18 protein-coding genes and 2 tRNA genes are annotated in these 23,319 nt (G+C 74.1%); 12 read left to right on the top strand and 8 right to left on the bottom strand.

Translation table 11 applies throughout. The features are described from left to right. Positions 1-27: 27 nt before the first annotated feature. Positions 28-1,644, top strand: coding sequence for a citramalate synthase (cimA, locus tag Q1K26_RS21895; RefSeq protein ID WP_300016201.1), 1,617 nt, complete (start codon positions 28-30; stop codon positions 1,642-1,644). Here cimA and Q1K26_RS21890 read toward each other — a convergent pair. Continuing rightward, positions 1,631-2,071 carry an Lrp/AsnC family transcriptional regulator gene (locus tag Q1K26_RS21890; protein WP_300016198.1) on the bottom strand — a complete coding sequence of 147 codons (441 nt, stop codon included), beginning with the start codon at positions 2,069-2,071 and terminating at the stop codon, positions 1,631-1,633. The genes cimA and Q1K26_RS21890 overlap by 14 nt on opposite strands. 90 nt (positions 2,072-2,161) lie before the next feature. Between Q1K26_RS21890 and Q1K26_RS21885 the strand changes: the two genes are divergently transcribed. Continuing rightward, positions 2,162-3,292 carry an MFS transporter gene (locus tag Q1K26_RS21885; RefSeq protein ID WP_300016195.1) on the top strand — a complete coding sequence of 377 codons (1,131 nt, stop codon included), beginning with the start codon at positions 2,162-2,164 and terminating at the stop codon, positions 3,290-3,292. 174 nt (positions 3,293-3,466) lie between these two features. Continuing rightward, positions 3,467-4,255 carry an endonuclease/exonuclease/phosphatase family protein gene (locus tag Q1K26_RS21880; protein ID WP_300016192.1) on the top strand — a complete coding sequence of 263 codons (789 nt, stop codon included), beginning with the start codon at positions 3,467-3,469 and terminating at the stop codon, positions 4,253-4,255. Between the two features lie 3 nt (positions 4,256-4,258). Here Q1K26_RS21880 and Q1K26_RS21875 read toward each other — a convergent pair whose 3' ends face one another. Then, positions 4,259-6,514 (bottom strand): plasmid pRiA4b ORF-3 family protein, encoded by a 2,256-nt coding sequence (locus tag Q1K26_RS21875; protein WP_300016189.1) that lies wholly within the window; start codon positions 6,512-6,514, stop codon positions 4,259-4,261. Positions 6,515-6,551: 37 nt separating this feature from the next. After that, a complete protein-coding gene (locus Q1K26_RS21870; RefSeq protein WP_300016186.1) occupies positions 6,552-7,886 on the bottom strand; it encodes an FAD-dependent oxidoreductase in 1,335 nt (444 codons plus the stop codon). Positions 7,887-7,925: 39 nt separating this feature from the next. Here Q1K26_RS21870 and gltX point away from each other — a divergent pair, with 39 nt between their 5' ends. The 3 genes from gltX to Q1K26_RS21855 all read left to right on the top strand — a co-directional run bounded on the left by gltX (position 7,926) and on the right by Q1K26_RS21855 (position 9,670). After that, the gene (gltX, locus tag Q1K26_RS21865; RefSeq protein ID WP_300016183.1) at positions 7,926-9,422 is read left to right on the top strand and encodes a glutamate--tRNA ligase; all 1,497 of its coding nucleotides are present in this window, start codon (positions 7,926-7,928) and stop codon (positions 9,420-9,422) included. Between the two features lie 63 nt (positions 9,423-9,485). Then, positions 9,486-9,557 (top strand) — tRNA-Gln (locus Q1K26_RS21860). 40 nt (positions 9,558-9,597) lie between these two features. Then, positions 9,598-9,670: transfer RNA gene (locus Q1K26_RS21855), tRNA-Glu, on the top strand. A 98-nt stretch (positions 9,671-9,768) separates the two neighbouring features. On the opposite strand, the gene Q1K26_RS21850 is transcribed toward Q1K26_RS21855, so the two are convergent. Next, positions 9,769-11,706, bottom strand: coding sequence for an Hsp70 family protein (locus Q1K26_RS21850; RefSeq protein WP_300016180.1), 1,938 nt, complete (start codon positions 11,704-11,706; stop codon positions 9,769-9,771). A gap of 166 nt (positions 11,707-11,872) precedes the next feature. Continuing rightward, positions 11,873-12,574: an IclR family transcriptional regulator gene (locus tag Q1K26_RS21845; protein WP_300016177.1), complete on the bottom strand. Its 702-nt coding sequence runs from the start codon at positions 12,572-12,574 to the stop codon at positions 11,873-11,875. A 38-nt stretch (positions 12,575-12,612) separates the two neighbouring features. Between Q1K26_RS21845 and leuC the strand changes: the two genes are divergently transcribed. From leuC to Q1K26_RS21825, 4 genes are all read left to right on the top strand, one after another. Continuing rightward, positions 12,613-14,025: a 3-isopropylmalate dehydratase large subunit gene (gene leuC / locus Q1K26_RS21840; RefSeq protein WP_300016174.1), complete on the top strand. Its 1,413-nt coding sequence runs from the start codon at positions 12,613-12,615 to the stop codon at positions 14,023-14,025. Next, positions 14,025-14,612, top strand: coding sequence for a 3-isopropylmalate dehydratase small subunit (gene leuD / locus Q1K26_RS21835; protein ID WP_300016171.1), 588 nt, complete (start codon positions 14,025-14,027; stop codon positions 14,610-14,612). The genes leuC and leuD overlap by 1 nt, the downstream gene beginning before the upstream one ends. A 409-nt stretch (positions 14,613-15,021) precedes the next feature. Beyond that, positions 15,022-15,618, top strand: coding sequence for an HU family DNA-binding protein (locus tag Q1K26_RS21830; protein ID WP_300016168.1), 597 nt, complete (start codon positions 15,022-15,024; stop codon positions 15,616-15,618). A 225-nt stretch (positions 15,619-15,843) separates the two neighbouring features. Beyond that, positions 15,844-17,214: a UDP-glucose/GDP-mannose dehydrogenase family protein gene (locus tag Q1K26_RS21825; RefSeq protein ID WP_300016164.1), complete on the top strand. Its 1,371-nt coding sequence runs from the start codon at positions 15,844-15,846 to the stop codon at positions 17,212-17,214. Between the two features lie 75 nt (positions 17,215-17,289). Here Q1K26_RS21825 and Q1K26_RS21820 read toward each other — a convergent pair whose 3' ends face one another. From Q1K26_RS21820 to cofC, 3 genes are all read right to left on the bottom strand, one after another. Further along, positions 17,290-18,165 (bottom strand): NUDIX hydrolase, encoded by an 876-nt coding sequence (locus Q1K26_RS21820; protein WP_300016161.1) that lies wholly within the window; start codon positions 18,163-18,165, stop codon positions 17,290-17,292. Beyond that, positions 18,162-20,492, bottom strand: coding sequence for an RNA degradosome polyphosphate kinase (locus Q1K26_RS21815; RefSeq protein ID WP_300016158.1), 2,331 nt, complete (start codon positions 20,490-20,492; stop codon positions 18,162-18,164). Before Q1K26_RS21815 ends, Q1K26_RS21820 begins: the two co-directional genes overlap by 4 nt. Positions 20,493-20,590: 98 nt before the next feature. Then, positions 20,591-21,253: a 2-phospho-L-lactate guanylyltransferase gene (cofC, locus tag Q1K26_RS21810; RefSeq protein WP_300016154.1), complete on the bottom strand. Its 663-nt coding sequence runs from the start codon at positions 21,251-21,253 to the stop codon at positions 20,591-20,593. 99 nt (positions 21,254-21,352) lie between these two features. On the opposite strand from cofC, the gene Q1K26_RS21805 reads away from it, so the two are divergent. Both Q1K26_RS21805 and Q1K26_RS21800 read left to right on the top strand, forming a co-directional pair. Next, positions 21,353-22,054 (top strand): lysophospholipid acyltransferase family protein, encoded by a 702-nt coding sequence (locus Q1K26_RS21805; RefSeq protein WP_300016151.1) that lies wholly within the window; start codon positions 21,353-21,355, stop codon positions 22,052-22,054. Between the two features lie 79 nt (positions 22,055-22,133). Continuing rightward, positions 22,134-23,141 carry an NAD(P)H-dependent glycerol-3-phosphate dehydrogenase gene (locus Q1K26_RS21800; RefSeq protein ID WP_300016148.1) on the top strand — a complete coding sequence of 336 codons (1,008 nt, stop codon included), beginning with the start codon at positions 22,134-22,136 and terminating at the stop codon, positions 23,139-23,141. Positions 23,142-23,319 lie beyond the last annotated feature (178 nt).

The raw sequence follows: 23,319 nt of genomic DNA, 5'->3' as shown, positions 1-23,319 counted from the left end.
GAACCGTCGTCACAGCCAGGAGACCCGATGTCCCGGACCGAGCCCGCCGCCACCCCGCTCGGCGACGCCTTCCACGTCTACGACACGACGCTGCGCGACGGCGCGCAGCGCGAGGGCATCTCCTACTCGGTGGCCGACAAGCTCGCGGTCGCCCGGCACCTCGACGCGCTCGGCGTCGGCTACGTCGAGGGCGGCTGGCCGGGTGCACTGCCGAAGGACACGGAGTTCTTCGCCCGCGCCGCGGCGGGGGAGCTCGACCTGCGCCACGCCGCGCTGGTGGCGTTCGGGGCGACCCGGCGGCCCGGCACGGCGGCGGCGACCGACCCGCAGGTGCGTGCGCTGCTCGACTCGCACGCGCCGGTCGTGACGCTGGTGGCGAAGTCCGACCGCCGCCACGTCGAGCGCGCGCTGCGCACCGACACGGGCGAGAACTGCGCGATGGTGGCGGACACGGTGGCGTTCCTCGTCGGGGAGGGCCGGCGGGTCTTCGTCGACGCCGAGCACTTCTTCGACGGCTACGCGTTCGACCCCGACACCGCGCTGCGGGTGCTGGAGGCGGCCGTGGGCGCCGGCGCGGACGTCGCGGTGCTGTGCGACACCAACGGCGGCATGCTCCCGATGGGGATCATGCAGGTGGTAACCGAGGTGGCGGCCCGCACGGGCTTCCGGCTCGGCATCCACTGCCAGGACGACACCGGCTGCGCGGTCGCGAACAGCGTCGCTGCGGTGCAGGCCGGCGCGACGCACGTGCAGTGCACCGCGAACGGCTACGGGGAGCGGGCCGGCAACGCCGACCTGTTCGCCGTCGTCGGGAACCTGGTGACCAAGCTGGGGATGCCCGTTCTACCCGACGGTGCCCTGGCGGAGATGACGCACACCTCGCACGCGTTGGCGGAGATCGCCAACATCGCTCCCGACGCCCACCAGGCCTATGTCGGGATGTCAGCGTTCGCCCACAAGGCGGGACTGCACGCGAGTGCGATCAAGGTGGACCCGGAGCTGTACAACCACCTGGACCCGGTGGTCGTCGGCAACGGGCAGCGCATCCTGGTCACCGAGATGGCCGGCCGGGCCAGCGTCGAGCTCAAGAGCACCGAGCTCGGCATCGACCTGGCCGGCCATCCCGACGCGGTGTCGTCGGTGGTCGCCACCGTCAAGGAGCGGGAGGCGCAAGGGTGGTCGTTCGAGGCGGCCGACGCGTCGCTGGAGCTGCTCATGCGCGCCGCCCGCGGCGACGCCGACGAGGCGCCGTTCCGGCTCGAGTCCTACCGGGTGATCACCGAGCGGCGTGCGGACGGCGCGGTGGTGGCGGAGGCGACGGTCAAGGTCGTCGTCGACGGGGAGCGGCTGATCGCCACCAGTGAGGGCAACGGACCGGTCAACGCGCTGGACGCGGCGCTGCGCCGGGCGCTGGCGCCGTCGTGCCCGTGGCTCGCCGATGTCGACCTCACCGACTACAAGGTGCGCATCCTCACCCGCGGCACCGGCGCGGTCACCCGCGTGCTCGTCGAGACCACCGACCACGCCGGCACCTGGACGACGGTGGGCGTGCACGGCAACGTCGTGGAGGCGTCCTGGCTGGCGCTCGTGGACGCGCTGGCCTACGCCGCGCTGCGCGGGCGGGTGCCGGTCACGGCGGGCTGATCCCGCGCTCGAACCCGCGCCGCAGCACCATGATCGTCCGGGTGCGCACGACACCCGGCACCTGGTAGAGGATCCGGAGCACCTCCTCGAGCCCGTCGGGCCCGGGCGCGCGCACCTTGAGCAGGAAGTTGCTGTTGCCCGCCACGGAATGGGCCTCCTCGACGCGCGGTTCGGCCCGCGCCGCGGTGAACACGTGGTCGCGGGCCCAGCCCTCGGTGTCGAGCAGCACGAATGCGAGCACGTCGACGCCGAGCGCGTCGGGATCGACCTCCACCGTCGTGCGCCGGATGACCCCGGACGCGCGCAGCCTGCGCACCCGCTCGTGCACGGCCGCCGGGGAGAGCGACACCTCCCGGCCGAGCTGCGCGTAGGTGCGGTCCGCGTCGTCGACGAGCAGACCGACGATTCTCCGGTCGGTGGGGTCCATGCGCCCATCCTGACAGGCCTTCGGCCGAACAGTCTTCGCAACGAACATCAATCCCTTGATTACCGTCATTGGCCGAAGCAGTTTCGGTACATGGCCCGCCACCTCGCCGTCCTCACGACGGGGGTCGTCGCGGTCGGGGCGCAGTCGTTCCTGCTCGCCCCGCTGCTGCCCGACCTCGCGACCTCGCTGCACGCCACCCCGTCGGAGATCGGACGGGCGCTGGCCGGGTACGGCGCCGGGGTGGTGCTGGTGGCGCTGCTGCTCGGTCCGCGGCTGGACCGCGTCCCGCGGGCGCGCGCACTGGCGGCGGGCGCCGTCGCGCTCGCGGTGAGCTCGACGGTCTCCGCGCTGGCGCCGGGCTGGGAGGTGCTGGTGGCCGCGCAGGTGCTGGCCGGCGCGGGCGCGGGCGTGGTGCTGCCCGCGACCTACGCGTTCGCGGCCGAGCTCGCCGAACCGGGCGGGGAGGCGCGGGCGACCGGGCGGGTGCTGGCCGGGTGGTCGGTGGCGCTGGTCGCCGGCGTGCCGGTGTCGACGGTGCTGGCCGACCTGGTCGGCTGGCGCGGGGTGCTCGGCGCGCTCGCCGTGCTGGCCGGGGCGCAGGTCGTGCTGTACCGGACGCTGCCCGCTCCCGCCGTCCCGGTGGGGCCGCGGCCGAGGTTCGCGACGACGCTGCGCACCCCCGGCGTGGCGCGGCTGCTGCTCGGCACGCTGGCGTTCATGAGCGCGTTCTACGCCGTGTTCGGCTTCGCGGGGGCCGAGATCCGGCTGCTGCACGGTGGCGGCGCCGCAGGGGCGGGAATGCTCGCTCTCTGCTACGGCGTCGGGTTCGGGCTGGGTGCGGTGGCCGACCGGCACGCCGTGCGAGTCGGCCTCGCCCCCGTCCTGGCCGCGCTGGCCGCGGTCTACCTCCTCCTCGCGGCGACCGTCAGCCTGCTCCCGGCGCTGCTGGTCGCGGCGGTCGCGTGGGGCCTGGTGAACCACGTCGGGCTGACGCTGCTGGTCAGCCGGCTCTCCGCGGCCGCCCGGGAGGCACGCGGCGCGGTGCTCGCGCTCAACTCCGCCGCGACCTACGGCGGCGCGGCGGTGGCCGGGCTGGTCGCCGGTCCGCTGTTCGAGGCCGCCGGACTGGCCTGGGTCGCGGTCACCGCCGCTGTGGTCGTCGCGCTCGCCGTGCCGATCACCCGGGACCGGGTCGACGAGCCCGTCACGATCACGGGGTGAGCACGATCCGTGCGTCGTCGAGCGCTGCGACGCGGTGCGTCGCCCGACCGTCCCGTACGGCGCCCCTCACCACGACCGGGCCGTCGCCGGGGAGCACGGACCGGGGAGCGCGGACCACGCCGCGTCGAGGCCGTCCCACTCGAACCGGCGCCGGGCCGCGCGCGAACCTCTTGCGTGCGCGGACGGTGGATCGCACAGCTCCTCGCGGTGTGCGTCGTCGTGGGGTGCGCGTCATCGGCGCCGCCCGCGCCCCGCGACCTCTCGGTGCTGACGTTCAACATCCATCACGGGGCCGGGCCGGACGGCGTGGTCGATCTGGACCGGGTCGCCGCCGAGATCGCGGCCACCGGTGCCGACGTCGTCGCGTTGCAGGAGGTCGACCGGCACTACGGGCAGCGCACCGGGTTCGCCGACCAGCCCGCGGAGCTGGCCGCCCGGCTGGACATGGCGGCGGTGTTCGCGCCCAACTACGTCCTGGACCCACCCACCCCGGGCGCGCCGCCGCGCGAGCACGGCACCGTCATCCTGTCGCGGCTCCCGATCGTCTCGCACACCCACACCCTGCTGCCGCGGGGGACGGCGGCCGAGGAGGAGCAGCGCGGACTGCTCGAAGCGGTGGTCGACGTCCGCGGTGTCGCGGTCCGCGTGATGACCACGCACCTGGAGTCCGACTTCGCGCAGTCCCGGCTGCCGCAGGCGCAGGCCGTCGCCGCCGCCGTGCAGCGCTCGGCCGAGCCGGTGGTGCTCACCGGTGACCTCAACGGTGCCCCCGGCGCACCCGAGGTGACGACGCTGACGGCGCTGCTCGCCGACTCCGGCGTGCACGGGGCGCCCACGTTCCCGGCATGGGCGCCGACGGCCCGGATCGACTACGTGCTCGCCGGCTTCCGCGTCGTGAGCAGCGAGGTGCTGGCCACCTCGTCCTCGGACCACCGCCCGGTGCTCGCGGGCGTGGCGCTGTGACCTTCAGCGGGCGAGCGCGCGGAGCTGGTCGTTCACCGCCGCGCGGTCGAACTCGGCCGGGTCGAAGTACGGGCCGGCCCACTCCACCCGCTCGGCGTGGTCGGGATGGCCCGGGTCGGACACGGCCGCGAGCAGCTCGGCGTAGCCCCACGGCCCGCCGCAGTCCTCGGGCGGGCACGCGCGCCGGCCCGCCGTGCACCGGGCGGTGTCCACGGTCTCGGCCTCCATCGACTCCAGCACGATGTCGTGCTCCCAGCCGTCCCCGAAGTCGTAGGAGTAGCGGAGCCGGTCGCCGCTGCGGCGCAGCACCTCGTCGAGCTGGACGCCCGCCTCGTCGCGCCGCCCGGGACCGGCGTCGGGGTCCGGCGGCCCGAACAGCTGCGTGCCGGCGACGAACTCGTGCAGGTGCCCGTCGAGCCAGCCCATCGCGACCTGCAGGATCTCGTGCAGCCCGGCGAGCGTCGTGTCCGGCGGCACCAGCAGCCGGCGCCACACCGGCGGGCGGACGCCGCGCAGCGTCACCTTGATCCGGTAGGCCGACCCGGTCCGCGTGGGTGGGCGCAGCGGGGTGACGGTCGCGGGCTCGTCGAACAGGCCCTCCTGCTGCGGGCTCGGCTTCCGGCGGCGGCGGGCCCGCGGGGGCGGCGTGCCGAGCTCCGCGAGGTCCGCGGCGTAGGCCGCGGCGTCGTAGGGCTGCTGCCGGACCAGCGCGGCGTGCACGTGGCGGGCGGCCACCTCGGCCAGCGCGTGCAGCACGTCGTGCCGGTCCATCCCGGTGGCCAGCAGCCGCTGCGCTGCGGGCCACACCTGCGCGGGCTCGCCGTCCCAGAGCTGGGTGGCGACCATCTCGTGCATGGCGACGTGCAGCCGCGGATTCACCTCGTCGGTCGCGACGTCGGCGAACGGGTCGTCGAGCGCCTCGGCGTACTCCGGGTGCTCGGCGCGGACGAGCAGGCCGCGCTCGTCGGGGTCGCTCGGGTCGAGCTGCATCCGCTCGCCGTCGAGCACGACCGTCGTGTCGGGAGTGGCGAACACCCGGCGCGTCACGGCCTCCTGCACCTGCTCGGGGGTGACGTCGCCGTCGAGCAGCCCGTCGAGGACCGCGTCGGCGAGCCCCGGTGGCAGGCCGTCCGGGCCCTGGTCGTCGAGGTCGGCGAGCTCGTCGACGATCTCCTCCAGCGCCTGCAGGGCCGGCTCGGGGAGATCGGCCCGCCGGCCCGCCCAGCGCACCCACGCGCGCAGGACGTCCGGCATCACCTCGCGGGTGTCCTCGTCCAGGTCCTGGTCGGGGAGCCAGCTCAGCAGGAACAGGTCGACCTTGGCCGGCCCGACCCGCAGGGGGCGGCCGTCGGTCGCGCACCCGTGCTCGACGATCAGCCGGGCGCAGCCGGCGGTGACGGCGTCATCGAGTCCGGCGTCGACGAGCTCGCGGGCGTGGTCGGAGGCCAGGAACTCCCGCACGAGCGCGTCCCGCCCGGCGTCGTCGAGAGCGGGCGGGGCCTCCCGCTCGACGTCGGGGAGCAGCCGGACCCGGGCCAGGGCGAGCGCCCGGTACTCGCGGAAGTCCTCGCCCACCGGGGGTTCGGCGGCGCCGTCGGTGGCGGCGAACGCCGGGCGGAGCAGGCGGGCGGCCTCGTCGAGGGTCAGCTCACGGATCCAGACGTCCGGTTCGCTGAGCGAGCGGATGTCGGCCAGGGTCCCGGCCGGGTCGTCGGTGACGAAGGCGTCCTTCGCGATGCCGCCGAGGGCGTGATCGATCAGCACGACGACGCCGTGCGTGTCGCCGCCCCGCTCGACGGTCAGCAGGATGCTGGTCTGATCGCCGAAGACGTCGCCGTACCCCCACGCGGACCTCGCCCGGCCGCCGGACAGCTCGCGCGCCCACGTGGGATCGGTGACGCCCTTCGCGGCGAGCGCGTCGGCCGCCGCGCCCGCCGCGGCCCGCTGCGCGGGCGTGCCGAGGACGGCGACGGTGCGCAGCAGCGCCAGCGCGGCGGTGGTGTTCCTGCGCGCGGCGACGGCCACGAGGCGCTCGCCGAGCTCCACCTCGGGATCGGCGTCGACGAGGAACAGCTTCCACCACGTGCCCAGCAGCGCCGAGACGCACAGCTCGGCCGCCACCGCGTCGTCGATCCGGTCGAGGTCCCGGCCGACGTCGCGCAGTATCCCGGAGAACAGGGTGTCGCCGAACGGGTCGTCCCGGCGCCGGCGCGAGGCGGGTGCGGGCTTGCGCTTGCGGCCGCGGCTCTTGGGGCTCACCGCCCCTACGGTGCCAGATCGGCCGGCGCCACCGCGCTCAGGTCGCCGCCGCGTCCCGCACCGCCAACGGGGGTCGCCGGGCCCATTCCGGCGCGTGCTCCGGGAGCGGTCCGATCGCGACCATCCGGGCCGGCAGGGCCTGCAGCACCGGGAACCGGGCGGCCAGCCGCAACGGCAGGGGGAGGCCGGCGGTGTCGGTCGACCCGCTCTCGCCGGGGGCGAGCCAATCCGGTGCGGGGGCGTCGACCGGACCCGGCCGTGGCGCGTCGGCCACGTCCGGCGGGGACGAGAACACGACCCGGTGGGCGATCCGCTGCGCCCCCTGGACCACGGCCGTCGGCCACCACCGGCGCCGCCGCACCCGCCGCAGCACCGATTCCGGCACGATCCCGCCGGACCGCAGCGCGGGGGCCAGGATCCGGGCCGCGGCCACCGCGTCGGCCACCGCGAGGTTGATCCCGACCCCGCCCACCGGAGACATCGCGTGCGCCGCGTCGCCGATCAGCAGCAGCCCGTCGGTCGACCAGCGTCGCAGCCGCTCCAACCGCACGTCGAGGAGCTTGACGTCGTCGAACGAGGCGAGCGCGTCGAGCCGGTCGGCCACCCACGGCACCAGCCCGGCCACCCGCGCGCGGAACCGCTCGATCCCGGCGGCCCGCAGCTCGGCGTCGCTGCCCTTCTTGATCAGGTAGGCCATCTGCCAGTAGTCCCCGCGGTCGATCATCACCGCGAAGTGGCCGGACGAGAAGCGCGCCACCCCGCCCGCCGGGTCGTCCTCGCGGCGCGGCAGCCGGAACCACCAGACGTCCATCGGCGTCCCGAACGAGCGCGGCACCAGGCCGGCCGCCGCCCGCACCGCCGACCCCCGACCGTCGCAGGCCACCGTGACGTCGGCGCGCAGCTCGTGCTCGGTGCCGTCGGTCCGGTCGCGGTAGCGCACCCCGGTGACGCGCTCGCCGTCGCGCAGCAGGCCGACCACCTCGGCGTCGCGCCGCAGCGTGAACGTCGGCTCCTCGGCGGCGGCGTCGGCGAGCAGGTCGAGGAAGTCCCACTGCGGCACCAGCGCGATGTGCTGGTGGGCGCCGGGCAGCCGCGACATGTCGGCGACGGCGGCGGTGCCGCCGTCGAGCTGCACCTGCATCCGCTGCAGCAGCCGGTGCGGGACGGCGGCGAACCGGTCGCCGAGGCCGAGCTCGTCGAGCAGCGTGAGGGTGGAGGCGTGCACGGTGTCGCCCCGGAAGTCGCGCAGGAAGTCGCCGTGCTTCTCCAGCACGGTGACGGCCACGCCGGCGCGGGCCATGAGCAGCCCGAGGACCATCCCGGCCGGGCCGCCACCGACGACGAGGCAGGTCGTGCGCTCGCTATTCGCCATACGTTGAATTATAGACCGGTCCGCTAGCCTGGCGCCACCATGACTGTTCGCGTTCGCTTCTGCCCCTCCCCGACGGGGACCCCGCACGTCGGGCTCATCCGCACCGCCCTGTTCAACTGGGCGCACGCCCGGCACAGCGGCGGCAGCTTCGTGTTCCGCATCGAGGACACCGACGCCAGCCGCGACTCCGTCGAGTCCTACGCGGCGCTGCTGGACGCCCTGGCCTGGCTCGGTCTCGACTGGGACGAGGGTCCCGAGGTCGGCGGTCCGCACGGCCCGTACCGGCAGAGCGAGCGGGGCGGGCTCTACGCCGACGCGCTGGGCAAGCTGATCGCGGCGGGCGAGGTCTACGAGTCGTTCTCGAAGGCCGAGGAGATCGAGGCCCGGCACCGGGCGGCCGGCCGGGACCCCAAGCTCGGCTACGACAACGCCGACCGCGACCTCACCGAGGAGGAGAAGGCCGCGTACCGGGCCGACGGCCGGGCCCCGGTCTACCGGCTCCGCATGCCCGACCGGGACATCACGTTCACCGACCTGGTTCGCGGCGAGGTGACCTTCCGCTCCGGCACCGTGCCCGACTTCGTGCTCGCCCGTGGCGACGGCTCCCCGCTCTACCCGCTCACCAACCCGCTCGACGACGCGCTCATGGGCATCACCGACGTGCTGCGCGGTGAGGACCTGCTCTCCTCCACGCCCCGCCAGATCGCGCTGCTCGAGGCGTTGGCCCGGGTGGGTATCGGCAACGGGCCGCCGCGCTACGGCCACCTGCCCCTGGTCACCGGCGAGGGAAACCGCAAGCTCTCCAAGCGCGACCCGGAATCGAACCTCTTTCTGTACCGCGAGCGCGGGTTCACCCCCGAAGGCCTGCTCAACTACCTCGCGCTGCTCGGGTGGGCCATCGCCGAGGATCGGGACGTGTTCACGATGGCCGAGATGGTCGCCGCATTCGACGTCTCGCGGGTCTCCGGCAATTCGGCGCGCTTCGACCTGAAGAAGGCCGAGGCCATCAATTCCGCGCACCTGCGCGCCCTGCCCGTCGACGAGTTCGCCCGCCGGGTCGAGCCCTACCTGCTCGCCGAGCTGTCTCCCGGCCACCCGGTGACGAGCGGCACGCTCACCGCCGGGCAGGGCGAGTTGCTCGTCGCCGCGGCCCCGCTCGTGCAGGAGCGCAGCGTCGTGCTGTCCGACGCCGCCCGCATGCTGGCCTTCCTGTTCGTCACCGAGGACGCCTTCACCCTCGACGAGGACGCCGCGGCCAAGAACCTCGGCGCCGACGCCGCCCCGGTCCTCGACGCGGCCCTGACCGGCCTCGATGCGCTGCCGGACTGGTCCACATCCGCCATCGAGGACTCGCTGAAGGCCACCCTCGTCGACGGCATGGGCCTCAAGCCGCGCAAGGCCTTCGCGCCGGTGCGGGTGGCGGTCAGTGGCCGCACCGTCTCGCCCCCGCTCTACGAGTCGATGGAGCTGCTGGGCCGCGAGCGCTCGCTGCGACGGCTCAGGGCCGGTGTGGAGCGTGCCGGCGGCCTCGGCTAGAATGCTCCACGCAGGACGCGGACGCCGGTTCCACCCGCTGGACCCCGGATGATCGCTGTCCGGTGGGGTATGGTGTAATTGGCAGCACGACTGATTCTGGTTCAGTTAGTCTAGGTTCGAGTCCTGGTACCCCAGCGCAGTACAGATCACCGCAGCAGATACAATTCAACAGCCTGGCCCCGTCGTCTAGCGGCCTAGGACGCCGCCCTCTCAAGGCGGTAGCGCGGGTTCAAATCCCGTCGGGGCTACACCCAGAAATGCCGGACTCCTTCTCGGAGTGCGGCATTTCTGCGTTCGCGGCCTCGGGGCCGCAGGCCCTCGGGTGCGCGGCCATTGGCAGCTCCCATCAGGTGGTGGGCTCGGTGGTCGTGGGCTCGGTGGTGGTGGACTCGGTGGTCGGTGTCGGCTCGGTGGTCGGTGTCGGTTCCGTGGTCGGTGTGGGCTCGGTCGTGGGAGCCGGCGTCGGGGTCGGTTCCACCGGACGGGTCGGGCGGACCGGCTCAACGGGTCCCGGGTCCTGCGTGGGAGCGGGCTCGGTCGATGGCGTCGGGGTCTCCGCGATGCTCGTCTCCACCGGTGCAGCGGGCAGATCGGGCAGGTTGTCGACCGACGCGGACGGCTGCTGCGTCGGCACCAGCAGCACGGTCCCGATCACGGCCAGCGCCGCCGCGATCCCCCCGACCGTGACGAACAGGGTCGGGTTGCGCCGCGCGGGTGGCTCGGGCTGGTCGTAGTCCGCGTGGCCGTACGTCCCGCTGTCGGCCGACCCGCTGTCGGCCGACCGGCCCGGTCGGTCGCCGTACCCGGGCGGGGCCGGACGGGGCGGTGAAACGGCCCGGCTCGGACCGCCGGGCGACATCGGCGTGCGCGGGGCAGGCGGTCCGGCGGACTGCATCCCGCCGGACGCGGTACTCGATGGCCCGCGGGTGCCGGCCGCTGCCGAACCCGCTGCGCCGACTCCCGCAGCGCCGAGACCGGACGCGCCCTTACCCGGTGCACCCAGACCTGTCGCACCAACACCGGGCGCGCCCTTCCCCGGTGCGCCCAGGCTCGGTGCACCCAGGCTCGGTGCACCCAGGATCGGTGCGCCCAGGCTCGGTGCGCCCAGGATCGGTGCACCCAGCGCCGCCCCGACCGGGGCGGAACCGGGCCGCCGGGGCCCGCCCGGCCGCCCGCCCACGCGGGGGGCGGGGACGTGCGGCCCGGTGCCGGTGGACGCGACCGGGTCCAGCGAGAGCGCGGCCCCCATCGCGATCGCGTTCTTGGGGTCGGCGTCGACGGCGACGGGCCGCCCGAGCTGCTCGGACACGAGCTGGGCCACCAGCGGGATCCGCGACGAACCACCCACCAGCAGCACGGCCGTGAGCTGCTCGGGAGCCAGCCCGGCCGAACCGACCGCGCGGCGCAGCGCGGCGACCGTGTCCTCGATCTGCGGGCGGATCATCGACTCGAACTCGCTGCGGTGCAGCCGTACCGATCCCTGCGCCCCGGGCAGCAGCACCGGGATCGACACCTCGGTGTCGCTGCTCAGCGCCTCCTTGGCCTCCGAACACTCCCGTCGCACCCCGGCCACAGCGGCCAGCACGGACGGATCGGTGTCGTCGAGCTCGGCGAACGCCTCGGGCATGCCGGCACGGACGTGGTCGAACACGACCTGGTCGAAGTCGACGCCCCCGAGCCGCTCGATCCCCTCCGGCCGGCCCAGCAGGCCGAACCCGTGCGTGTCCTTGTGCACGACGGCCGCGTCGAACGTGCCGCCCCCCAGGTCGTAGACGGCGATCGTGGAGCCGGGGCCGAGGCGCTCGGTGGAGGCGTAGTGCAGCGCGGCGGCCTGCGGCTCGGCGAGGAACGACACCTGCAGGCCCTGCCCGGCCAGCGCGCCGCCCAGCAGCTCCTTCTTCAGCGCGCCCCACGACGCGGGATGGGTGACGGCCACGCGCGCCGCGGGCCCGCCCTCGCGCTCGGCCACCCGGTCGACGACCCAGCGCACCACCCGCGCCGAGAGCTCCTGCGGCGACCACGGCACCCCCGCGACGACCAGCGGCGTGGGATCGCCGATGCGGCGCTTGAACTCGCGCACCACGCGCGAGGGGTCGGTCAGGGCGCGGCGCTCGGCCGCCTCCCCGACGAGGACGCCTCCCTCGGCGCCCGCGTAGAACACCGAGGGGACGGCACTGGACCGGTCACCGAGGTTGACGACCTCGATCTCGCCGGACCGGGACGGGTGGGAGACCGCAGCCGACGTCCGCGTGGTGCCCAGATCGATCCCGAGCAAGTACGTCATGCGCCATCCGTCCTCGCCTGGCGCCGCGCGTCTCGTGGGTGCGCAGCGGTGCTGGGACACCGTTGCGCACCCACGGGCGCGGCAGCGCACTCACCCTGTGTCGAGACCGGCACACGGTAGCGGTTCGGCGTTCGCCTGCTCGTGCGGCCCTGGCCGCGCGTGTCGATCACAGACGGTGATGAAGCGCCTCCGCCGCGGCGAGCAGGTCGGCGGCCCACCGGACGCCGGGCCGGCGACCGATCCGGTCGACCGGGCCCGACACCGACACCGCGGCGACGACCTGCCCGGCCCCGTCGCGCACGGGGGCCGACACGCTGGCGACGCCGGACTCGCGCTCGGCGACGCTCTGGGCCCAGCCGCGGCGGCGGACGTCGACCAGTACGCGCTCGGTGAACGTGGCGTCGGCGAGCACCGCCCGCTGGACGCCGGGTTCGGCCCACGCGGCGAGCACCTTGGCTCCCGATCCCGCCGTCATCGGCAGCCGCGACCCGACGGGCACGGTGTCGCGCAGGCCGCTGGCGGGTTCCGCGGTCGCCACGCACACGCGCTGGCTGCCCTCACGGCGGTAGAGCTGGACGCTCTCGCCGGTGATGTCGCGCAGCCGGGGCAGGATGGCGGCCGCGGCCTCCAGCAGGGGATCGGCCCCGCCGCCGGCGAGCTCGGCCAGCGTGGGCCCGGGGCGCCAGCGCCCGTCCGACCCCCGGTGCAGGAGCCCGTGCACCTCCAGTCCGACGGCGAGGCGGTGCGCCGTGGCGCGGGGGAGCCCGGTGCGCTCGCACAGCTCGGCCAGCCCGCACGGGTCGGTGGCCACGGCGCGGAGCACACCCACGGCCTTGTCGAGCACGCCTATGCCGCTATGCTGTCTCACACCGCGATACTAGCGTCCCAACTGCTGGGAGAATCAACATGGCACGCACTCTGGCCGAGAAGGTGTGGGATCTGCACCTCGTCCGTACCGGGGACGGTGACGAACCCGACCTCCTCTACATCGACCTGCACCTCGTGCACGAGGTGACCAGCCCCCAGGCGTTCGACGGCCTGCGCCTCGCCGGCCGCACCGTGCGCCGTCCGGACCTCACGCTCGCCACCGAGGACCACAACGTCCCCACCAAGGACGTCGACCTGCCGATCGCCGACCCGGTGTCGCGCACCCAGGTGGAGACGCTGCGCCGCAACTGCGCCGAGTTCGGCGTGCCGCTCTACCCGATGAACCATGCCGAGCAGGGCATCGTGCACGTCGTCGGCCCGCAGCTCGGGCTCACCCAGCCCGGCACCACGGTCGTCTGCGGCGACAGCCACACCTCCACCCACGGGGCGTTCGGCGCGATGGCGTTCGGCATCGGCACCTCCGAGGTGGAGCACGTGCTGGCCACGCAGACCCTGCCGCTCAAGCGGTTCAAGACCATGTCGATCACGGTGAACAGCGCGGACGGCACCCTGCGCCCCGGCGTCACGAGCAAGGACGTCGTGCTGGCGATCATCGCGCAGATCGGCACCGGTGGCGGGCAGGGCTACGTGCTGGAGTACCGCGGCAACGTCATCGAGAACCTGTCGATGGAGGCCCGGATGACGATCTGCAACATGTCGATCGAGGCGGGTGCCCGCGCGGGGATGATCGCCCCCGACGAGACGACGTTCGCCTACCTGAAGGGCCGCGACCGCGCGCCGGCCGGTGACGCATGGGACGCGGCGGTCGCCGAGTGGCGCGAGCTGCGCACCGACGACGACGCCGTGTTCGACGCCGAGGTCACCGTCGACGGCGACGCGCTCACGCCGTTCGTCACCTGGGGGACCAACCCCGGCCAGGGGCTCCCGCTCGGCGACAACGTGCCCGACCCGGCCCGGATCGTCGACGAGAACGAGCGCGTCTCCGCCGAGAAGGCGCTGGCCTACATGGGCCTCACGGCCGGGCAGCCGCTGCGCGAGGTCGCCGTCGACACCGTGTTCGTCGGCTCCTGCACCAACGGGCGCATCGAGGACCTCCGCGCCGCGGCCGACGTGATCAAGGGACGCCACGTCGCCGACGGCGTGCGCATGCTCGTGGTACCCGGTTCGATGCGCGTGCGCTTCCAGGCCGAGGACGAGGGGCTGAACGACGTCTTCACCGCGGCCGGGGCCGAGTGGCGCTCCGCGGGCTGCTCGATGTGCCTGGGCATGAACCCCGACCAGCTCGCCCCGGGCGAGCGCAGCGCCTCGACGTCGAACCGCAACTTCGAGGGCCGCCAGGGCAAGGGCGGCCGCACCCACCTGGTGTCGCCGCTGGTCGCCGCCGCGACCGCCGTACGCGGCACCCTGAGCAGCCCGGAGGACCTTCTCTGATGGACGCCTTCTCCACCCACACCGGCATCGGCGTGCCGCTGCGCCGCTCCAACGTCGACACCGACCAGATCATCCCGGCGGTCTACCTCAAGCGCGTCACGCGCACCGGGTTCGAGGACGGCCTGTTCTCGGCCTGGCGCTCCGACGAGAGCTTCATCCTCAACCAGCAGCCGTTCGACCGCGGATCGGTGCTGGTCGCGGGATCGGACTTCGGCACAGGGTCCTCGCGCGAGCACGCCGTCTGGGCGCTGCTGAACTACGGGTTCCGCGTCGTCATCTCCTCCCGGTTCGCCGACATCTTCCGCGGCAACTCGGCGAAGGCGGGCCTGCTCGCCGCGCAGGTGGCCCAGCCCGACGTCGAGCTGCTGTGGAAGCTGCTGGAGAACCAGCCCGGCACCGAGGTCACCGTCGATCTCACCGAGAAGACGGTGCAGGCGGCCGATCTCACCGTGCCGTTCGAGATCGACGACTACACCCGCTGGCGGCTGCTGGAGGGGCTCGACGACATCGGCCTGACCCTGCGCCACGAGGCCGACATCACCACGTTCGAGTCCGCCCGGCCCGACCGGCTGCCCGTCACGACATAGCGCCTGCGCTACGGGGTGCGCCGGGTGGCCGAGGGGGAGTCCTTCACGGTGACCGTGCACGGGCGGAGGGTCGTCGACCTGGTGCCGTACCAGCGCGAGGCCGCACGGTCGCGGCTGGTGCCCGCGGAGCACGTCGACGAGATGTTCGCCGCGGCGGGGCCGGGCCCGATCCGCAGCAGTGGGAGCGCGACACGGCCGATGTCGGCTCGGCCTCGCGACGCGCAACGTCGAGGGCTTCCGACACCTGCAACGCGTTCTCGACATCATCGAGGTCCGGTGACCACCACCCGATCATCGTTGGGGCGCAACGGATCCGCCGACCCGATCCGGTGGATCCGTTGCCTGCCAACACATTTCTTGCGCGTGTGTGCTGGCGCAACGCCCTGACCGGCCCGTACGGTCGGCTGTCATGAACAAGACGCAGCTCGTGGACGCGCTCGCGGCCAGCCTCGGCGACCGGAAGACCGCGGCTGCCGCGGTGGACGGGATCCTCGCCACCATCGTCGACACCGTGAAGGGGGGCGACTCGGTGTCCATCACCGGGTTCGGGGTGTTCGAGCCCCGCGCCCGCGCCGCCCGGGTGGCGCGCAACCCCCGCACCGGTGATGCGGTGGACGTCCCCGCGACCACGATCCCGGCGTTCCGCCCCGGCGTCGGGTTCCGCACCGCTGTCGGCGGGTCCGCCCCGGCCCCGCGCGCCACCCCCGCCCGCCCCCGCCGCACCGCGGCCGCCTCGGCGGCGACCAACGGCGCGGCCCCGGCCACCACGGCGCGCAGGTCCGCGAAGGCCAAGGCCTCCTTCGCCGCGGAGCCCGCCGCCGCCCCGAAGACCGCAGCCGCCGCGAAGACCGCAGCCGCCCCGAAGCCGAAGGCCGCAGCGGCCCCGAAGAAGGGCACGAAGGCCGCCAAGGAGAAGGCCCCCAAGCCCGCCCCTGCACCGAAGGCTGCGGCCAAGTCCACGGCGAACGCCGACGGGAAGCCGAAGAAGGCCAAGGGCAAGAAGTAGGTCGGCAACGGGAGCGGAAGGCTCCCGGGACGCGGGGGCGACCCGTCCGGCCCGAGAGCCCGTGGACGCGTCTGCCGCCGCCCGCCGGCGTCGGCCTCCGGAGTCCGGTACCCGCCCACCGGGCGCCACGGGTGGGGTGAAGGATGTTGTCCGGTCCGCTGTAGCGTCGGGTCCCGGGTGTCCGGTGCCCTGCTCGTCCGCCCGACCACGAGGAGATCCCTGCCCATGTTCGCCCGTCGTATCGCTGTCGTCGGAACCGGCTACGTCGGGTTGACCACCGGGGCGTGCCTGGCCTCGCTCGGGCACCGCGTCATCTGCGCCGACGTCGACGAGGCCAAGGTCGAGCGGCTGCAGGCCGGGGAGATCGGGATCCGGGAGGACGGGCTCGCCGACCTCGTCGGCGAGGGTGTGGCGGCCGGCCGACTGTCGTTCGTCGTCGGTGCCTCGACCGCGCTGAAGGAGCTGGAGCGGGACGGGGCGCCGGTCGAGGTGATGTTCCTCTGCGTGCCCACACCGATGGGGGTCGGGGGGATCGCCGACCTCGCGGCGGTCGAGGCCGTGATCGAGGAGACGCGCGGCGCGCTGCCCGCGGGATGCGTGGTCGTCAACAAGTCCACGGTGCCCGTCGGGACCTCGCTCCGCACGGCCGAGCTGCTCGACCGCGACGACGTCGGCATCGTCAGCAACCCCGAGTTCCTCCGGGAGGGGTCGGCCGTACACGACTTCCTCAATCCGGACCGCATCGTCGTCGGTTCCGACCGGCCGGACGCGGCCGAGCGAGTGGCGGCGTTGTACGCGCGCCTCGGCGCGCCGACGGTGCTCACCGACGCGGCCAGCGCTGAGATGATCAAGTATGCGGCGAACTGCTTCCTCGCGATGAAGCTGTCCTACGTCAACGCCATCGCGGAGCTGTGCGAGCGCCTCGATGCCGACGTCGCGGACGTCACCGAGGGCATGGGCTACGACCGGCGGATCGGGCAGGCCTTCCTGTCCCCGGGGCCCGGCTGGGGCGGGTCATGCCTGCCCAAGGACACGAACGCGCTGCTGCAGGCAGCCGACTCGGCCGATTTCGAGTTCCGGCTCGTGCGCGCCGCGATCGAGACCAACACGCGGCAGTACCAGCGGATGGTCGAGAAGGTCCGGTTGGCGGTCACCGGCAAGCGCACCGGGTCGCTGTCGCGGCGGCGCATCGCACTGTTCGGACTGACGTTCAAGGCCAACACCGACGACCTGCGCGACTCGCCCGCGCTGGGGGTGGCTGCTCTGCTGAGGCAGGCCGGTGCCGACCTGGTGGCCTTCGATCCCGGGGTGGACGCGGCCACCGCCCGGATCGACACGTCGCTGCTCTCCGTGGTGGACGACCCGTACGAGGCCACCCGCGGTGCGGAGGCCGTGGTCGTGCTCACCGAGTGGGCGGAGTTCCGGGGGCTGGACTGGCCGCGGCTCGGCACCGGGATGAGCGCACGGCTGGTCGTCGACACCCGCAACCTGCTCGACCCCGACGTCCTGCGGCGGGCCGGGTTCACGTGGGTGGGTGTGGGGCGCCGGCAGCGGGAGCGGGCGGCGACCGGTACCGACGCCCCATCGGTGCCGTAGGGCCGGGTCGTGGTCCCCGGGCGCGCCGACCGGGCCGCCGGGCGTCCCACCGTCGCCCGGGCGCTGTGGGTGGGATCAGGCGCTGGGCCGCGCGTAGTAGTCCGCGGTGCGCAGGGCACCCGCCCGGAAGCCGAGCACCCATGTGCTGGCCTTGCGCGACGCGACGTCCGACGGGTCGATGCCGACATCGAACTCGGCGAGCAGTTCCCCCACCACGTCCGGGATCACGCCTCCCTGGCTGCACACCACGGTGACACCGGGGCGGGCGGCGACCTCCCGGAAGCGGGCCAGGCCCACCGCCGGGTGCACCCAGTAGCCGTCCTCCCCGAGCAGCGGCTCCACCGAGACCGGTAGGCCGAGCGAGGTGACGGTGTCGACGCAGCGGATCGGCGGGGCGCTGATCACCTGGTCGGGCCCGAACAGGCCGAGCAGGCCCGCGACGTGGCGCGCCTGCTCGCGGCCGGTCCCCGACAGCGGGCGCTGCTCGTCGGGGCCGTCCCACTGGGAGCGGCTGCCCGCCTTGGCGTGGCGCACGAATAAGACGACCGAGTCCGGGGCGCCGATCCGCAGGAAGTCGTCGAGCACGGCCATGTCGTGGCGGTAGGACAGCAGGCCGGCTGCGCGTTCGGGCGGGTACCAGCGCAGCTCGTCGGTCTCCGCGTTCGGGACGAACGCGCCGTCGCAGGCCTGCGCCGCCCAGTAGCGCACCGTCTTGGGCCCCTCGGGGACCGGGTAGTGCACGTCGCGCAGCCGGGCGCCGAGCCGGGCGGTGAACCCGGTCTCCTCGGCGACCTCACGCACGGCCGTGTGCGCCATCGTCTCGCCGCGGTCGAGCTTGCCCTTGGGCAGCGACCAGTCGTCGTAGCGGGGGCGGTGCACGAGCGCGACCTCGACGCCCGTGGGCGCCCGCCGCCAGAGCACAGCTCCTGCCGCGAGGATCGGCGCGGTCACTCCGACTCGGCCACGACGGCATGGCGCAGCATCATCTCCGCCTGGTGGTCACGGACGGGGGACACCGCGGAGTCCAGCGGGGGAGAGGGTTCCCAGCGGCCGTCGTCCTGCAGGGTCCAACAGCGGGTCGCCGGGTCCAGGCAGCCGTCGAGCATCTCGCCCAGCTGCTTGGCCGGTCCCGGGTCGGCCACCCGCAGCAGCACCTCGACGCGACGGTCGAGGTTGCGGTGCATCATGTCGGCGCTGCCGATCCAGTACTCGCCGACCGAGCCGAAGTGGAACACCCGGGAGTGCTCCAGGAACCGGCCCAGTATCGAGCGGACGTGGATGTTCTCGCTGAGCCCCGCCCGGCCCGGGCGCAGCGCGCAGATACCGCGCACGACGACGTCGACGGGCACGCCCGCCTGCGAGGCGCGGTACAGCGCGTCGATCACCTGCTCGTCGACCAGCGAGTTGACCTTGATGCGGACGCGCGCGTCGCCGTCGCCCTCGCGGTGCGCCTCGATCTCGTCCTCGATGCGCCGCACGATGCCGCGCCGCACGCCGTAGGGGGCCACCAGCAGCGACCGGTAGGAGGTCTGGCGGGAGTACCCGGTGAGCGAGTTGAACAGGTCGGTGAGGTCGGCGCCGATGGTGGGATCGGCGGTGAGCACGCCCACGTCCTCGTACAGGCGCGCGGTCTTGGGGTGGTAGTTGCCGGTGCCGATGTGGCAGTAGCGGCGGATCTGATCGCCCTCCTGGCGCACCACCAGCGAGGTCTTGCAGTGGGTCTTGAGCCCGACCAACCCGTACACGACGTGCACGCCCGCCTTCTCCAGCTCGCGCGCCCAGCGGATGTTGGCCTGCTCGTCGAAGCGGGCCTTGATCTCCACCAGCGCCACGACCTGCTTGCCCGCGGCCGCCGCGTCGACCAGCGCGTCGACGATGGGGGAGTCGCCCGACGTGCGGTAGAGGGTCTGCTTGATGGCCAGTACGTTCGGGTCGGCGGCAGCCTGCTCGATGAAGCGCTGTACCGACGTGGAGAACGAGTCGTAGGGGTGGTGCACGAGCACGTCGCCCTCGCGCAGCGTGGCGAAGATGCTGCGCGGGGTCTCGCCCTCGGCGAACGCGGGGTGCGTCGCCGGGACGAAGGGGTCGTCCTTGAGATCGGGCCGGTCGACCCCGTGCACGGTCCACAGCGCCGTGAGATCGAGCAGTCCCGGAACGGTGACGACGTCGCCGGGATGGACGTCCAGCTCGCGCAGCAGCAGCTCCAGCACGTGCTCGCTCATCGTGTCGGTGATCTCCAGGCGCACCGGTGGGCCGAACCGGCGCCGGGCCAGCTCCCGTTCGAGGCTCTGGAGCAGGTCCTCGTCGCGGTCCTCCTCCACCTCCACGTCGGCGTTGCGGGTGACGCGGAAGGGATGGACCTCGGCCACCTCCATGCCGGTGAACAGGTCGCCGAGGTGCGCGGAGATGAGGTCCTCGATGGGGAGGAAGGTGACGGCGTCGTCCTCGGCGTCGACGCGCACCAGCCGCGGCACGTTGTTGGGCACCTTCACCCGCGCGAAGCGCTCGGTGCGGCCCTCCGGGTCGCGCACGGTGACCGCGAGGTTCAGCGACAGCCCCGAGATGTAGGGAAACGGGTGCGCCGGGTCCACCGCGAGCGGGGTGAGCACCGGGAACACCTGGGCGGAAAAGTACGCCGACAGCCGCTCGCGCTGGGCCTCGGACAGCTCGTCCCAGCGCAGCAGCCGGATGCCCTCCTGGCGCAGCTGCGGTTCCACGTGGTCCAGGAACACCCGCGCGTGCGCGACCGCGATGGCCTGGCTGCGGATGCCGATGCGGGCGAGCTGCTCGCGCGGGGACAGGCCGTCGGCGCTGCGGACGGCGAGACCGGTGTCGGCGCGCCGCTTCAGCCCGGCGACACGCACCATGTAGAACTCGTCGAGGTTGCTCGCGAAGATCGCCAGGAACTTGGCGCGCTCCAGCAGCGGCTGGCTCGGGTCCTCGGCCAGCGCGAGCACGCGGGCGTTGAAGTCGAGCCAGGACAGCTCGCGGTTGAGGTAGCGGTCGTCCGGCAGGCCGGAGGAGGGCACGGGGGTGCGTGCGGGCGGGCTGACCGGTACCGCCGCGGCCGCCGAGCCGTCCGTCCGGGCCCCGGTGGGCGCGGCGGTCGGGCCCGGCTGCGCACCGTTCGGGCCCGCGTCGGTGGTGGCGGTGGCGGTGCCGCTGCCGGCGGACCGGGCTGCGGCGTGCACCCGCCGCGTCGAGGGCCGGGGTCGCGGTGCGCCCTGGGCGCGGGTGGACCGGCGCGTACCGCCGGACGTACCTCTGGAGCCGCTCACGTCATCACCCACGCGGGCATTGTTCCCCACCCACGCCGGTGCTGCGCGTACATCCGGGTGAACTCGGCCGCATCCGTCCTCGGGGGCGGTGTACCCGGTCACGGGGTCAGCGGTTCGGGGCACGGGGCGAGCACCGCGCGGGTGTGCTCGCCGAGTTCGAGCTCCGCCGCCGCGCGCAGGTCGGCGGAGGTGTCGACGTCGCGGCGCAGGCCGGGCCAGGCGCCGGTGAGCGCGACGGCGCCGCCGCGGGCGTGGTCGCGCGCCGATCCGACGCCGAACCGGGGCTCCAGGTGTTCCCCGGCCGCCACCATCAGCAGCGTGGTGCCGGTGCCTCCGGCGTCGGCCACGAACGCCCGGCGGCTCGCGGAGTTCGCGAACGCGGTGAGCGCCTCGTCCAGCTCCGCGGGCCGCAGCGCGGGCAGGTCGGCCTGCAGCGCCCCGATGGGGGTGGTGGGGTCCTCGGCGCGCAGCAGGGCCGCACCGTGGGCGTAGGCCGCGTTGAGGCCGGGTTCCGGCCCGTCCGGCACGACCCGCACGCCGACGGCGGCCAGTTCGGCCGCCACGGTCGGATCCGCGCTGACGACCAGCAGCCGCCGCACGAGGCGGGCCGCCCGCGCCGCGGCCACCGTGTCGTGGGCCAGCGCGAGGGCCAGGCGGGCGTGCGCGGCGGCGTCGCCGCCACCACCGTCGGCCGCCCCGCGCAGCCGCGACTTCGCCTCGTGCAACCGTTTGACCGGCACGACCAGATCCACGTCGGCCATAGTGCACCGGTGACGCCGCGCGCCGCCGCACCCGCCCTGTGGACCTGGTGGACCCGGGCAGGGAGACTGCCGCGGAGATCGGACATCGGGAGGTCCTTGGTGCGGCGTGAGAAGCGGGGATTCTGGATCGCGTTCTGCGCGATCTTCTTCTACCCGATCGGTTGGCTGACCGGGCGGGGCCGGTACGAGGGCCGTGAGCACATCCCGGCGCAGGGCGGCGCCTTGATCGTCGCCAACCACATCTCCCACCTCGACCCGATCTTCTCCGGGCTGATGCTGGACCGATCGGGCCGGGTGCCCCGGTTCCTGGCCAAGCACAGCCTCTGGAGCGTGCCGGTGCTCGGGCAGGCGCTGGCCGGCAGCGGGCAGATCGCGGTCTACCGCGAGTCCGCCGACGCCCAGCAGAGCCTGCGCGACGGCACCGCGGCCCTGCGGGAGGGCAAGACCGTGATCATCTATCCGGAGGGCACGATCAGCCGCGACCCCGACACGTGGCCGATGCACTCGCGCACCGGCGTGGCCCGGCTGGCGCTGACCGCCGACGTCCCCGTCGTCCCGATGGTGCACTGGGGCACCCACCGCGTGCTCGACGGCTACAACAAGAAGTTCCGGCCGCTGCCGCGCGGCCCCATCGTCGTGCGCTGCGGTCCGCCGGTCGACCTGTCCGCCTACCGCGGGCGCCCGATCGACGCCGGGCTGCTCCGCGAGGTCACCGACCTGCTCATGACCTGCGTGCGCGACCTGCTGGCCGACGTCCGCGGCGAGCCGGCACCTGCGACGTTCTACCGGAGGGCGTCATGAGCCGGGACGCCGTGGGACGACCGGGACGCTCGTCCCGTAGGTTCGGACGAAAGTCCCATTCGTCGGATCGGACGGGGTCGTGAACGACGTTCGCAGGGTCGCCGTGCTCGGTGCCGGATCGTGGGGCACCGCGTTCGCCAAGGTCGTCGCCGACGCCGGGCGCGAGGTCGTGCTGTGGGCGCGCCGGCCCGAGGTCGCGGAGTCGATCAATCTCCGGCACGTCAACGCCGACTACCTGCCCGCCGTCGAGCTGCCCGGGCTCCTGACGGCCACCTCCGACGCCGTGGCCGCCCTCGACGGGGTGGACGCGGTGGTGCTCGCGGTGCCGTCGCAGACGCTGCGCGCCAACCTGGCCGGCTGGCGGGGCCTGCTGCCGCCGGGGGCCACGCTCGTCAGCCTGGCCAAGGGGGTGGAGCTGGGCACGCTCAAGCGGATGAGCGAGGTGGTGATCGAGGTCGCGGGCGTCGACCCGAGCCAGGTGGCGGTGGTCTCCGGGCCGAACCTGGCCCGCGAGATCGCGGCCGCCGAGCCGACGGCCACGGTGATCGCCTGCGCCGACCACGACCGCGCGGTCGCTCTGCAACTGGCCTGCACCACCGGCTACTTCCGCTCCTACACCAACACCGACGTGGTGGGTTGCGAGGTCGGCGGCGCGGGCAAGAACGTCATCGCGTTGGCCACCGGCATGGCGGCCGGGATGGGTTTCGGCGACAACACGCGCGCGTCGCTGATCACCCGGGGGCTCGCCGAGATCGCCCGGCTGGGCGCCGCGCTGGGGGCCGATCCCATGACCTTCGCCGGGCTCGCCGGGCTCGGCGACCTGGTGGCCACGTGCTCGTCGCCGCTGTCGCGCAACCGCACCTTCGGTGAGCGGCTCGGCCGCGGCGAGACCCTCGCGCAGGCCGAGGAGGCCAACCACGGTCAGGTCGCCGAAGGCGTCAAGTCGTGCACGTCGATCTGCGAGCTGGGCGCCCGGCACGGGGTGGAGCTCCCCATCGCCGACGCCGTGCGCCGCGTCTGCCACGAGGGCCTGTCCGCGGCGGAGATGGGCAAGGAGCTGATCAGCCGGGCGCCCCGCCCGGAGTAGGTGGGGGCCGCCGGCCGGGTGCGTCGCCCGCGGCCGGTGCCGGGCAGGGTGCCGGCCGGGACGGCCACGGCCGGTGACCGGGCAGGGTGCCGGCCGGGGCACCGTCCGTATCGGCCGGGGTCCCGTCCGATGATCAGCGTTTCGGAACCGGTGGGCGTCCGTGGCCGGGGTTGATCGG

The organism is Pseudonocardia sp., assembly GCF_029263155.1.
In the GTDB taxonomy this organism is placed as follows: Bacteria; Actinomycetota; Actinomycetes; order Mycobacteriales; family Pseudonocardiaceae; genus Pseudonocardia.
This window is presented reverse-complemented; position numbering and strand designations above follow the sequence as displayed.